13 protein-coding genes are annotated in these 12,489 nt (G+C 63.1%); 3 read left to right on the forward strand and 10 right to left on the reverse strand.

What is annotated here, in order from left to right; all coding sequences use genetic code 11:
* Positions 1-122: 122 nt before the first annotated feature.
* From ccoS to FHS49_RS13310, 10 genes are all read right to left on the reverse strand, one after another.
* A complete protein-coding gene (gene ccoS, locus FHS49_RS13265) occupies positions 123-275 on the reverse strand; it encodes a cbb3-type cytochrome oxidase assembly protein CcoS (RefSeq protein WP_184019305.1) in 153 nt (50 codons plus the stop codon).
* On the reverse strand, positions 272-2,395 hold the full coding sequence (locus tag FHS49_RS13270) for a heavy metal translocating P-type ATPase (RefSeq protein ID WP_343052980.1): 2,124 nt from the start codon (positions 2,393-2,395) through the stop codon (positions 272-274). The genes ccoS and FHS49_RS13270 overlap by 4 nt, the downstream gene beginning before the upstream one ends.
* Positions 2,392-2,844 carry a FixH family protein gene (locus FHS49_RS13275; protein WP_184019307.1) on the reverse strand — a complete coding sequence of 151 codons (453 nt, stop codon included), beginning with the start codon at positions 2,842-2,844 and terminating at the stop codon, positions 2,392-2,394. Before FHS49_RS13275 ends, FHS49_RS13270 begins: the two co-directional genes overlap by 4 nt.
* Positions 2,841-4,292 (reverse strand): cytochrome c oxidase accessory protein CcoG, encoded by a 1,452-nt coding sequence (ccoG, locus tag FHS49_RS13280; protein ID WP_184019309.1) that lies wholly within the window; start codon positions 4,290-4,292, stop codon positions 2,841-2,843. Before ccoG ends, FHS49_RS13275 begins: the two co-directional genes overlap by 4 nt.
* Positions 4,279-5,208, reverse strand: a complete 930-nt coding sequence (gene ccoP / locus FHS49_RS13285) for a cytochrome-c oxidase, cbb3-type subunit III (RefSeq protein ID WP_184019311.1) — start codon at positions 5,206-5,208, stop codon at positions 4,279-4,281. The genes ccoG and ccoP overlap by 14 nt, the downstream gene beginning before the upstream one ends.
* On the reverse strand, positions 5,201-5,362 hold the full coding sequence (locus FHS49_RS13290) for a CcoQ/FixQ family Cbb3-type cytochrome c oxidase assembly chaperone (protein WP_184019313.1): 162 nt from the start codon (positions 5,360-5,362) through the stop codon (positions 5,201-5,203). The genes ccoP and FHS49_RS13290 overlap by 8 nt, the downstream gene beginning before the upstream one ends.
* A complete protein-coding gene (gene ccoO, locus FHS49_RS13295; RefSeq protein ID WP_184019315.1) occupies positions 5,359-6,093 on the reverse strand; it encodes a cytochrome-c oxidase, cbb3-type subunit II in 735 nt (244 codons plus the stop codon). The genes FHS49_RS13290 and ccoO overlap by 4 nt, the downstream gene beginning before the upstream one ends.
* Before the next feature lie 12 nt (positions 6,094-6,105).
* Positions 6,106-7,773 (reverse strand): cytochrome-c oxidase, cbb3-type subunit I, encoded by a 1,668-nt coding sequence (ccoN, locus tag FHS49_RS13300; protein WP_184019317.1) that lies wholly within the window; start codon positions 7,771-7,773, stop codon positions 6,106-6,108.
* Positions 7,774-7,800: 27 nt separating this feature from the next.
* Complete coding sequence (locus FHS49_RS13305) at positions 7,801-8,535, reverse strand: Crp/Fnr family transcriptional regulator (protein WP_184019319.1); 735 nt, start codon at positions 8,533-8,535, stop codon at positions 7,801-7,803.
* Between the two features lie 211 nt (positions 8,536-8,746).
* Positions 8,747-10,189 (reverse strand): FAD-dependent oxidoreductase, encoded by a 1,443-nt coding sequence (locus FHS49_RS13310; protein ID WP_184019321.1) that lies wholly within the window; start codon positions 10,187-10,189, stop codon positions 8,747-8,749.
* A gap of 230 nt (positions 10,190-10,419) precedes the next feature.
* Between FHS49_RS13310 and FHS49_RS13315 the strand changes: the two genes are divergently transcribed.
* From FHS49_RS13315 to FHS49_RS13325, 3 genes are all read left to right on the forward strand, one after another.
* Positions 10,420-10,854: a c-type cytochrome gene (locus FHS49_RS13315; RefSeq protein WP_184019323.1), complete on the forward strand. Its 435-nt coding sequence runs from the start codon at positions 10,420-10,422 to the stop codon at positions 10,852-10,854.
* A complete protein-coding gene (locus FHS49_RS13320; RefSeq protein ID WP_184019325.1) occupies positions 10,854-11,813 on the forward strand; it encodes an alpha/beta fold hydrolase in 960 nt (319 codons plus the stop codon). Before FHS49_RS13315 ends, FHS49_RS13320 begins: the two co-directional genes overlap by 1 nt.
* A 109-nt stretch (positions 11,814-11,922) precedes the next feature.
* Entirely contained in the window at positions 11,923-12,447 is a 525-nt protein-coding gene (locus FHS49_RS13325; RefSeq protein WP_184019327.1) for a DUF3598 domain-containing protein, read from the forward strand.
* The last annotated feature ends 42 nt before the right edge of the window (positions 12,448-12,489 follow it).

The raw sequence follows: 12,489 nt of genomic DNA on the forward strand, positions 1-12,489 counted from the left end.
TTCCTGCTTGCGCTACCTAGCGCGATATGGCTGCTTTCGAGACTGTAGGCTAAAAGCCAACCGTCGCATAACCACCTTTTCCCGCCATCCCTGCGTTCGCGAACGTGATCAGAAGGCCCAGACTACTCCCCTGCCTCCTCCTCATCGATCAGGATCCTGAGCGCGGCCCCGTCCATGTCGTCGAACTGGCCGACGCGCATCGCCCAGAAGAAGGCGGCGAGGCCGGTGAGGCCGAGGGTCAGAGCGATGGGGATCAGGATCGCGATGCCGTTCATCGGGCGGCACTCCGCAGGCGCAACGCATTAGCGACCACCACGATCGACGAGCCGGACATCGCGAGCGCCGCGATCAGCGGGGTGACCTGGCCCGCGATCGCCAGCGGCACCGCGATCACATTATAGCCGATCGCCATCACGAAATTCTGGCGCACCACGCGCATCGTGGCCCGCGCGGCGCGGATCGCGATGGCCACGGGGGCGATGCTATCCCCCAGCCACACCGCATCCGCCGCATTCTGCCCCGCGTCGCTGGCCGAGGCGGGTGCCATGGAGACATGGCCGGCGGCGAGCGCGGGGCCATCATTCAGGCCATCGCCCACCATCAACACCTTCGCGCCGCTGCCGGAAAGGCGGGCGATGGCATCCAATTTATCCTGCGGCAACATGCCGGTCTGCGCCGTCAGCGCGAGCGCGCGCGCCACCGGAGCGACGGCGCTGGCGCGATCACCCGAGAGGATCGATGACTGGATGCCGAGGGCGGCGAGCGCATGGGGCATGGCCTCCGCCCCCGGACGCAGCGAATCGCGGAACAGGATCGTCACAGGCTCCTCGCCCTCGATCCCGAAGCGGCAGGCCAGATCGGCGCTCCCGGATTCGGCGCGGCCGAGGGCGACGGTTTCGCCTTCAAACAGGCCGGTCATCCCCATGCCGGGGGTTTCGCGGATCTCGTCCACGGCGGCGGCGGTGATCCCCTCCGCCTCGATCGCCTTGCGCAACGACTGGCTCAGCGGATGGCGACTGCCGCGCACCAGCGCCAGCAAGACGCTCTTCTGCCGCCAGTCCAACAGGGTGAGGTTCACCGGTTCAGGACGGCCGAGCGTCAGCGTGCCGGTCTTGTCGAACAGCGCACGGTCCGCCTCCGCCAGCCGCTCAAGCGCGGACCCGTCCTTCACCAGCACGCCCGCGCGCATCAGCGCGCCGCACGCCACCATCTGCGAGACCGGGACGGCCAGCCCCAGCGCACACGGGCAGGTGATGATCAGCACCGCGACCGCAATCATCAAAGACTGGTGCCAGCCTGCACCCGCGACCATCCATCCGGCGAAGCTGAGCGCGGCCAGAGCGTGGACGGCCGGGGCGTATATCCGCGCAGCACGATCGGCGATGCGGACATAATGGGAGCGGGACTGGGTGGCATTCTCCATCATCCGCGCGATGTCCGCGATGGCGGTATCCGGCCCTGCGGCGGTGACCTTCACGGTAACGGGCGCGTCCATGTTGAGCGTGCCGGCATGGACGGCATCGCCCACACCGACCATCTGCGGGGCACTTTCGCCTGTGAGCAGGGACAGATCGAAGCTGCTCCGTCCCTGTTCGATCACCCCATCCGCCGCCAGCCGTTCGCCCGCCGCCACGATCATGCGCATATTGGGGGCAAGGCTCTGCGCCTCGCGCCAGTCCGTCCCGCCCGCCTCGTTGAGGACCAATGCGCCGGGCGCGGTGTTCTTGAGCAGGGCGGTGACGCCGTCGCGCGCACGATCGCGCATCACGCTATCCAGCACGCGGCCTGTGAGCAGGAAAAACAGCAGCATCACCGCCCCGTCGAAATAGGCATGTTCGCCGCCGGTGATCGTTTCGAACAGGCTGATCGCGCAGGTGAGCAGCACGCCGATCGAGATCGGCACATCCATGTTGGTGCGGCCATGGCGCAGCGCCGCCCAGGCCGATTTGAAGAAGGGGCGACCCGCATAGGCCACGGTGGGCAAGGCAATCAGCGCCGAGAGCCAGTAAAAGAGCGAACGAGTCGCGCCCTCCGCACCGGACCAGACCGAAACGGACAGCAGCATGACATTCATCGAGGCAAAGCCCGCAACGGCCAGCGCGCGCAGCAGCATTCGGCTTTCGCCATCCGCACCCTTGGCAAGCGCGGCGGAGAGCGGCTGGGATTCGAAGCCCAAAGCAGCGATTGCCTGCGTAAGATCCGGCAAGGTCAACTCGGGCAAATGGCTGATTGCGACGCGCTTTGCGGTGAAGTTCACGCGCGCTGCAGCAATGCCGGGCGTGAGCGACAGCCCGCCCTCCAGCTTGGAAATGCAGCCCGCGCAATGAATGTTGGGCACGGAAAAATTGGTTTCGGCCAGCGGCGTCGTTGCCGTGGCGGCGGTGCGCGCGTTCACTGGACGGTCTCCATCACGCGCATGTTATCGCCATTGCGACCGATCGTGGCGTGGAGGGTCCATCGGCCCGCGGGCAGCGCCTCCACGGAGCGCAGCCGGCCGGGCGCGATCGGCACGAAGCTGAGCGGAATGTCCGCCGCGCGTCCCAGGGGATGGCTGGCGGTCGCATTTGCCTCCATCGCGACTTTGGCAGCGGGCGCGCCGATGGCGATCTGGACATGGCGATCGGGATCCAGCGTCACCCCGGCGGTCCAGCCCAGCGATTTTTGCGCGCGCGCATCTTTCAGCCAGCCGTTGAATTTCTGGCTGGCGACATAGCTATTGTCCACCACCGTGCCGCCAAACGACCCGATCGCAAGCCGCGCCATCGTGAAGTTCACCGCAAACACCACGCCGAAAAAGGTGATGAGGATGATGGTCATGTGGCGGCCGGTGAAGGGACGGGTCATGGCTGGGTCTCCGGGCGTTCGAACTGGGCTGGTTCGGTGTCGGTGCCGCCCTGGGCATCCAGCGCGCGAACGGTAAAGGCGAAGGGTTGGCGGGCCTCGCCGGGGCGGGCGGATCCCAGGAACAGCCGCTGTTTGGTCACGCTGTCCGCAGCGACGTTCAAAGTGACCGTGCGCGCATTAGCCGGGCGCGCGCCGCCGGACCACAGCACCGCGCCGTCCAGACCGACGATCCCGATCTCCACGGTGCGCGGACGCGCTTCCATATTGCGGATCTTGACTGTGAAGCTGTTGCGGATCGTTCCGTCCGCCAGCCGCACAGTGATGGGATTGCGATCCTGCTGCGCACTGATATCGATCCGGGTGCGCACCCCAAGAGCAAAGAGCATCGCCGCGCCGATCGCGCTCCAGATCGTGAGATAGGCGATCGTGCGCGGACGCAGCAGCGCCTTGATCACGGGCCGGGCCGGCGCGCCCGACTTTTCCAGCTCCGCATCTTCAAACGTGGCATAATCGATCAGGCCGCGCGGCTTGCCGATCTGCGCCATCACCTTGTCGCACGCGTCGATGCACAGGGCGCAGGTGATGCAGCCCACCTGCGGCCCTTCGCGGATGTCGATCCCGGTGGGGCAGACGGAGACGCATTGGAGGCAATCGATACAATCACCCGTCTGGATCAGATCCATCGTCTGCTTCTTGACGCCATGGCTGCGCGGCTCGCCGCGCCAGTCCTTATACGTGACGGTCAGGGATTTTTCATCGAGCATCGCGGTCTGGATACGCGGCCAGGGGCACATATAGATGCACACCTGCTCGCGCATGAAGCCGCCCAGCGTAAAGGTCGTCGCCGTCAGCAGCGCCACCGTGCCATAAGCGACCGGGGCAGCCTCTCCCGCAAAAAACTCGCTGAACAGCGTGGGCGCGTCGGCGAAATAGAAGATCCAGGCACCGCCCGTGCCCAGGGCGATGAGAAGCCAGACGCTCCATTTGAAGAGCCGTCGGGCGATCTTGGACGCCCCCCAGCGCGCACGGGCCAGCCGGAATTGGGCATTGCGATCGCCATCGATGAAGCGTTCGACATGCTGATAGAGATCGGTCCACACCGTCTGCGGGCAGGCATAACCACACCAGGCGCGGCCCACCGCCGAGGTGACCAGGAACAAGCCGATCCCCGCCATGATGAGCAGGCCGGCCACATAATAGAATTCGTGTGGCCAGATCTCGATCGCGAACATGTAGAAGCGGCGATTGGCGATATCGATCAGAACCGCCTGATCGGGCGCATAAGGCCCGCGGTCCCAGCGCAGCCACGGCGTGACATAATAGATGGTCAGCGTCACCGCCATGACCGCCCATTTCAGCCGACGGTAAAAGCCGTCCACCGCCTTGGGATAGACGGCTTTCCGCTTCGCATAGAGCGATGCGCTGGCAATCGCGTCAGGGCTGGACATGGGGCTTCGCCGGATCCGGGGCCGGATCCGCCACCGGCGGCGGCGCGGCCTCGCCGCCCCCCAGTGAATGGACATAGGCCGCCAGCATCTTCACCGTGACCGGCCCCAGCTTCTCGCCCCAGCGCGGCATCACGCCATAGCGGGCGTTGCTGATCGTTGCGGCAATGCTGTCGCTGTCACCGCCATAGAGCCAGATCGCATCGGTAAGATCGGGCGCGCCGAACGGACGCAGACCCTTGCCGGCAGGGCCATGACAGACAGCGCAATTGTCCGTGAAAAGCTGGCCGCCGCGTGCAGAGGCGGCACCGGCCTTATCCTGTCTGGAAATGGCGCGGACATGAGCGGTGAGATCAGCGATCTGCTTGCCGTCCAATATGGCGTCGCGGCCAAAGGCAGGCATTTGAGACATGCGGGTCTGATCGTGATCCGGATTCCGGATGCCATGTTCGATCGTATATTCCAGCGTCTTGAGATCGCCGCCCCACAGCCAGTCATCGTCATTGAGATTGGGATAGCCCTTGGAACCGGCGGCACCCGATCCGTGGCACTGGACGCAATGCACCTTGAACGCGGCGCGCCCGCCTTCGACGGCGGCCTGCATCAATTCCGGGTTGGCGGAGAGCTGGTCGATCGGCGTGGCGGCGAGCGCCGCCATGATCGGCGCGCGCCTTCTGGCCTCGGTTTGCATCTCCTTGTCGAAATCGTCACGACTGGACCAGCCGAGCGTGCCGCCGGTCGCCCGGTCGATCATCGGCCAGGCGGGATAGAATATCGTGTAGCCGATCGCGAAAACGATGCAGGCATAGAAGGTCCACAGCCACCAGCGCGGCATGGGCGTATCGAGTTCCTCGATGCCATCCCATTCATGGCCCATCGTCTGCGTGCCGGTGGCTTCGTCGATACGTTTTTCAGCCATTGTGGTGATCCTCGAAGATCATGTGCGCCGCGTCGCGGTGCCGGGCGCTTGCGCCCTTGCGAAAGGTCCAGCCGATGAAGGTGAGAAACAGCACGCCCATGAAGACGAGCCCCCAGCTATCGGCGAAATGACGAAGCGTGTCGTAGAGGCTCACTGCGCCTTCTCCTGCGGTGCGGCGGCCTCGAAATCGACGAGCGTGCCGAGCATCTGGAGATAGGCGACCAGCGCATCCATTTCGGTCAGTTCGCCGGGCTTGCCGTCGAAATCTCGGATCTGCGCGTTGGGATAGCGCTTCTTCAGCCCATCGGTATCCAGCGAGGGATCGGCCTGCGCCTGCAGATCGTCATTCGCAGCCTCGATCGCTTCAGCCGAATAAGGCACGCCGACACGCGAAAGCGCGGTCAGATGCGCCTTCATGTCCCCGACCTTCAGCGGGCGTTCGGCCAGGAATTGATAGCCTGGCATGATGGATTCGGGGACCACGCTGCGCGGATCCTTCAGATGCTGGACATGCCATTCATCCGAATAACGGCCGCCGACACGCGCGATATCCGGCCCGGTGCGCTTCGATCCCCATTGGAACGGGTGATCGTACATGCTCTCTGCCGCCAGGCTGTAATGCCCATAACGCTCCACCTCGTCGCGGAAGGGGCGGATCATCTGCGAATGGCAATTATAGCAGCCTTCGCGGATGTAGATGTTGCGCCCCGCCTGCTCTAGCGGGGTATAGGGGCGCACCCCTTCCACTTTCTCGATCGTGCTATCGATCCAGAAGAGCGGCGCAATCTCCACGATGCCGCCGATCGCCACCACCACCAGGGAAAGAACCCCAAGCAGCGTGACATTGCGTTCGATCTTTGCGTGGCTGAAGAATTTGCTCGCCATGACTGTCTGTCCTTATGCGGCGGGAATGGCTGTGGCGGCGGGGAGCGGATGATCCTTGGCCGGATCAAAAGCGGCATCGCGCATCGGCTTTTCATCGCGCAATTTGCCCGCGATGGTCATCCAGATGTTCCACGCCATGATGATCGCACCGGACAGATAAAGCAGGCCACCGGTTGCGCGGATCAGATACATGGGCAGCATCGCACTCACGACTTCGGAGAAGGCGTAGACGAGATAGCCATCGGCCCCATATTCGCGCCACATCAGCCCCTGCATGATGCCCGCAACCCACATGGCGGCGGCGTAGAGAACGATGCCGATCGTCGCGAGCCAGAAGTGCCAGTTGACCGCGCGGAGCGAATAGAGCCGGGTGCGGCCCCACAGGCGCGGTGTCATATAGTAAAGCGCGGCGAAGGTGATCATCCCGTTCCAGCCGAGCGCGCCCGAATGGACATGGCCGATGGTCCAGTCCGTATAATGCGACAGGCTGTTGACCGCCTTGATCGACATGAGCGGGCCTTCGAAGGTGCTCATCCCGTAGAAAGCGAGCGCCATCACCATCATGCGGATGATCGGATCGGTGCGGATCTTGTCCCATGCGCCGTTCAGCGTCATCAGGCCGTTGATCATCCCGCCCCAGCTCGGCATCCACAGCATGATCGAAAAGACCATGCCCAGCGTCTGCGCCCAATCGGGCAATGCGGTGTAGTGAAGATGGTGCGGACCGGCCCAGATGTAGAGGAAGATCAGCGACCAGAAATGGATGATCGAGAGGCGATAGGAATAGACCGGCCGCTCCGCCTGCTTGGGCACGAAATAATACATCATGGCCAGGAAGCCGGCGGTGAGGAAGAAGCCCACCGCATTATGGCCATACCACCATTGCGTCAGCGCATCCTGAACGCCCGCAAAGGCGCTATAGCTCTTGGAGCCGAAGATGCTGACCGGGATCGCCAGATTGTTGACGATATGCAGCATGGCGATGGTGATGATGAAGGAGAGATAGAACCAATTGGCCACATAGATATGCGGTTCGCGGCGCTTGATGATCGTCCCGCCGAACACGAGCAGATAACAGACCCAGACGATCGTGAGCCACAGATCGACATACCATTCGGGCTCGGCATATTCCTTGCCTTCGGTGACGCCCATCACATAGCCGGTGGCCGCCAGCACGATGAAGAGCTGATAACCCCAGAAGACGAAGCGCGCCATCTTCGGAAGGGCAAGGCGCGCGCGGCAGGTGCGCTGCACCACATAGAAACTCGTCGCGATCAGCGCATTGCCGCCGAAGGCGAAGATCACCGCGGAGGTATGCAGCGGTCGCAGACGCCCGAAGCTGGTATATTCAAGCCCCAGGTTGAGCGCGGGAAAGGCAAGCTGCAACGCGATGAACAGCCCGACCAGGAATCCGGCCAGCCCCCAGAACACCGTGGCGATCACGCCCCAGCGGACCGGATCATCATCATAGAGACCCTGGTCCGCGGGCATGTTCAGCGCGCCACGGGCCAGCGCCGCATAGTCCGCGCCTTTCATCCCGGCCCCCATCGCGATCAATGCGGCCAGGCCGATGATCACCATATGGACCGAATAGCCAGGATCCTGAGACAGCGCGAAGCCCGTCAGCGCGAGCAGCGCGATGAGCATCCACCCCGCGCTCTTCATCACCAATTTATCCATCAACCAATTCCCTCTGCGCGATCTGGATCAATGCGGTCGATTGCCGGGCTGTTCGCCCGCAATGGCCCGAAGCGTTTCCATGTCGCGGATTTCGAAAATGTCGCGCGATGGCATGGCGATGAGCCCGGCGCTCTTGATCTTGCCGAGCTGGCGACTGACCGTCTCGATCGTGAGGCCCGCCAGATCCGCCATCTGCCCGCGGCTGAGCGGGAAGGCGTGGCGGGTGCTTGTGCTTTCCCCCGCAAAATCCACGAGCAGCGCCGCCACGCGCTCGATCGCCGTGCCGCGCCCGATCATGAGCAGCCAGCGCCGGGCACGATCGAGATCGGCCAGCGCACGCTCCAGCAGCGCCGCCCCCACTTCCGGATGATGTTCGGCCATCGCGACAAAGGCGCTGCGCGGAAACAGGCAGATTTCGACCGGATTGAGCGCAATGGCGGAAAAGGCGCTGGCCTTGTCGTCGATCCGGCCGATAAAGCCGCCGGCGCCGACGATACCCAGAATCTGCTCACGCCCATCGGCCGTTGTGGCGCTCAGCTTCACCGTGCCGCTCAGCACATTGGCGACAGCGCTTGCCGTTTCTCCCTGCCAGAGGATCGTCTGACCCTTGGCGATGGCGCGTCGCCGGCCCATGCGGTGAAGCTCCCCGCGCCCCTCCGCACCGAGCCGCGCGCAGATGGTTCCGGCGCTGAGCGCACAGGCCTCGCACTCCGTTTGCGCTTGCGGCTGGCTCGCCGCCAAAGCCTGGATCAATGCTGTCATGGTCGTGTCACCAGGGGGCGCTCAGACCGGATGCGTCTTCGCTCCTGCCCCCGCACTGCCAATGACAATGGGGGCGTTTCGCAGATATACGGAGTTTCCCGTACTATCGCTGGATTCCGGATGCGACTGCTGAATATCTAGCAGCCTCAAACCTTGATATTCTGGCGGGATCGACGGGCGCGCAAACGTCTTCCAGCGCCTTCGCTTCAGATCAGGCCGTCATCACTTCCAGCGCCACGCGTTCGGAGGATTCGAACGCACCTTCAAGGCCGCGCGCGCCGACCGCAGTATGCTCGCCACAGAAATGGATGCGGCCCGCTGGCGCGGCCATGCCCGCGGCAAATGCGGCGATCTGCCCCGGTGCGAAATAGCACCAATCCCCCATGTTGAAGCGTTCGGACGCCCAGCTATGGATCGCCGCGCCCTTCACCTTGCCCTTGGCGGCGGGGCGCAGCGCTTCCAGGCGCTGCACGACATATTGCAGCGCTGCATCCTTGCCCATCGCATCCCAATAATAGGCAAGCTGCCCCCGCGCCTGGACTGTGAGGCCCGTAATCGCGGTGGGATTGGCTGGATCGCTGCCAAAGCGCTGCGGCATCACCACGCCCAGGTGATCATCAGTGAACATGCCCGGCGCAAAGCCGTCGCTTTCCCAGAAAGGCTCCGTGAAAGTCAGAAACGCAATCGTGATCGGGTTATACCGCAATGTCGTCACCGCCAGCGCCTGGCTGCCGGAAAGGCCGGGCGTGATGGCGATATGACGGAGCGTGGAGAAAGGCAGCGAGCAGATCACGCGCGGTGCGGTATAGACCGATCCATCGGCGCAGCGCACTTCGGCCATGCCCGTCTGGCTGTCGATCGCGACCACTTCCTTGCCGAACAGAAGATCGCCCTTGAGCAGCTTGGCCATACCGATCGGCAATTTGATATTGCCGCCCTTCACCGCCAGCGAACGCGGCCCCGCTGCGATCTGCCCTGCGATGAATCCGTCGTTAAACTCAAGCATCAGCGCCGAAACATCATAAGCCGAGGTGCCGTAATAAGGTGACACATCGTGCGCGAGGCGGATCGCGGCGTCGTTCAGCCCCTGCGCTTTCAGGAAGCTGTGCAGCGAAATATCCAGCGCGGCATTGGCGGGATCGTTCCAGGTGTTGAAATCCGGAAGTCGGTTATGCTGATGCACCAGGCGGTTGACCACTTCCCAGGGCATCGCCGTCTTCAACGCATCGGGAAAGGGATTGAGCGGCGAACGCGCCCATTCTTCCTTCGAGATCCTTTTGCCACCCAGATATAATTCCTGAGAACTGCCGCCGAAGCGTGGCGAGATATTCTCCAGCTCGACGCCCGCACGCATCGCCGCATCGATTCCGCGACCATAGCCTTCGCCCATGGAATTGAATCCCATCTCGGGATAGCCAGGCTGATCCATCAGCGTCAACACGCGACCGCCCACGCGCTGACGCCCTTCGAGCACCAGCACCTTCATGCCTTCCTGTTCCAGCAGCCACGCGGCGTTGAGGCCGGAGACGCCCGCGCCCAGCACAATCGCGTCGAGCGCTTTGGGCTTCGCAGCGCGCGCCACGCCAGAGCCGACGGAGGCGGCCAATCCGATGGCAGCCGCGCCAATAGCGAAATCTCGACGCGTCAGATCCACCGGTCTCTCCTGTCAGGCTGAATGCAGCGTATCATCCACACATTGACGACCGTGAAGTCGATTCAGCGTGAAATGCTGATCACCTGACGAATAATTTTAATCCCCCGCGATCGGCTTGGGCTGCGCCCGATAGATTGGACTTTGAAACCGCGGCAGTCGATCAGTTCAGCCCACAGCAATCGCGCCTGCCGCAGCATCGCAACACATTCACCGACCGCAGGATAATCAGTATGAACCACCCTCTCCCTTTCGCCATTCTCTGCGGGGCCGCGGTTGCGCTGACCCTGTCCGTTGCGGATCGCTCGACAGCCGCCGCGCCGCTGCCATTCATGCTGCAAGCAGCGACGGCCAAAGGCGATCCTGCAATCGGTGCCAAGCTGTTTCTTCAATGCCGGGCCTGTCACACGATCAACGTCGGCGGCCGCAATGGCGTCGGGCCGAATCTGGCCGGCGTGATGGGCGCGAAAGCGGCGTTCCATCCCGGCTATAAATATTCGCCTGCCATGGAAAAGACGCGCATCACCTGGACCGCTGCGACGATGGATGCCTGGCTGAAGCGCCCCTCGGCCCTTATTCCCGGAACCAAGATGATGTATCCGGGGATGGCCGATCCCAAGGCCCGGGCCAATATGATCGCTTATCTCGCAACGCTGAAGGGCAAGTGATGCAGCGCTGGCGCATGGCGACGGCGATCGCCGCGATGATGCTGATTTCGCCGTCATCTCATGCCGCGCCGCCTGAAAGCGGCACGCCCTATCTCTCCGTCGCACAGCTCCGCGGACTCTATGACGATCCCGCGGGCCATATCGCGGTGATCGAGGGGATGGAGGTCTATTATAAGGATGAGGGCAAAGGCCCGGCCATTCTGATGGTGCATGGATCGCGCAGTTCGCTCCGGCAATGGGACGATGTAGCGGCGAAACTCACCGACCGTTATCGCGTGATCCGATACGATATTCCCGCCGCCGGCCTTTCCGGCACCGTGACGGACGCGCAGGCGGCGGCGGTGCAGCCCACAGATATCGCGGAGAAGCTCCTCGCGCAGCTCGGCGTGGATCACATCACCTTCGTGGGCGTCTCCAGCGGGGGCACGCTGGGCATGTATCTGGCTGCGAAGCGCCCCGATCTGGTCGATCGCCTCATCATGGCGAACACGCCGGCCGATCCCGTCAAGACCGATCACCTCAAGCCCACCCCTTCATGGGCGCAGGCGCTTCAACGAGCGGCGGACACCAAATTCGAAGACCAGGATTATTGGAAGGAATATCTGACATTTTTCTCCGGCGACGGCCGCCGCATCGGCCCCGCGAAGATCAAAGCCTATTACGATCTCAACCGCCGCAATCCCGAAAAGCACATGATCGCGCTTGTCGCCAAGATCGGTGATGGCAAGGCCGCAAAGGTCGCCATGGCGCAGGTCAAGGCACCGACGCTGCTGATCTGGGGCGGTGCCGATCCTTTGCTGACCCCGCCAGCCGCCAACGCGCTGGAACGCTATCTGACCGGCACCCAGGTCTCCAAGATATTCATGCCTGACGTCGGCCATTATCCGCCGCTGGAAGCGCCCGAGCGCTTCGCCCAGATCGTCGCCGCCTATATCGAAGCCGCAACCCCCGCGCCGTGAGCGCCCTCTTGGGCTGCATGCCGATAGTCACTGTGTGGATATAGCGTTCATCCCGGTGGGAGTGCGGATAGCGCGCCGATATGCTCCAGGGAGCAAGCGGGAGAAACAAGTGACTGAAGCACTGAACAAGCCGGGCGTCCGCGACGCGATGCCCATTCTGGTGAGCAATGAAGGCGTCTGGGAAGGCTGGTATCGCTATTATGATGCCGCCACCGGCAAGCTGATCGACGAGCATCGCTCTCGCCTGATCTGCCGCCTGTTTCACAAGGACGGCGTTGATCATTATCACCAGACGAACCATTATTTCTGGGACGATGGCCGCGTCGATGTGCGCGATTTTCCGGCCTGGTATGAAAATGGCCGGATCTGGTGGGACAATGATCTGATCAAGGGCTGGGCCGCACAGATGCAGCCAGACGATTTCAACCGTTCGACCTGCCTCAATTGGACGCGCAAGGACGAGCCGGGCATCTATCTCTACGAGATGATCCAGAATAACGACGCTCGCACGCATCGCGCGCGGACATGGCAGTGGTTCAGGGACGGTCTCTGCTATCAGCGCACGTTGATCGACGAGAAGTTCGTCACCAAGGATTGGGCCAATTTCACCGATCATTCAGCCCCGAAGATCTGAGTCCGTTCCAAACACCTGAAAGACATCGCGACCAAAAAGAAC

The sequence above is a fragment of the Sphingobium boeckii genome, assembly GCF_014199215.1.
Classification (GTDB): domain Bacteria; phylum Pseudomonadota; class Alphaproteobacteria; order Sphingomonadales; family Sphingomonadaceae; genus Sphingobium_A; species Sphingobium_A boeckii.

Excerpts from the sequence above, each read along its gene's own strand:
- ccoN (WP_184019317.1), bottom strand. The coding sequence starts at position 7,773 with ATGGATAAATTGGTGATGAAGAGCGCGGGGTGGATGCTCATCGCGCTG.
- FHS49_RS13320 (WP_184019325.1), top strand. The coding sequence starts at position 10,854 with ATGCAGCGCTGGCGCATGGCGACGGCGATCGCCGCGATGATGCTGATT.
- ccoG (WP_184019309.1), bottom strand. The coding sequence starts at position 4,292 with ATGTCCAGCCCTGACGCGATTGCCAGCGCATCGCTCTATGCGAAGCGG.
- FHS49_RS13305 (WP_184019319.1), bottom strand. The coding sequence starts at position 8,535 with ATGACAGCATTGATCCAGGCTTTGGCGGCGAGCCAGCCGCAAGCGCAA.
- FHS49_RS13315 (WP_184019323.1), top strand. The coding sequence starts at position 10,420 with ATGAACCACCCTCTCCCTTTCGCCATTCTCTGCGGGGCCGCGGTTGCG.
- ccoP (WP_184019311.1), bottom strand. The coding sequence starts at position 5,208 with ATGGCTGAAAAACGTATCGACGAAGCCACCGGCACGCAGACGATGGGC.
- ccoO (WP_184019315.1), bottom strand. The coding sequence starts at position 6,093 with ATGGCGAGCAAATTCTTCAGCCACGCAAAGATCGAACGCAATGTCACG.
- FHS49_RS13275 (WP_184019307.1), bottom strand. The coding sequence starts at position 2,844 with ATGACCCGTCCCTTCACCGGCCGCCACATGACCATCATCCTCATCACC.
- ccoS (WP_184019305.1), bottom strand. The coding sequence starts at position 275 with ATGAACGGCATCGCGATCCTGATCCCCATCGCTCTGACCCTCGGCCTC.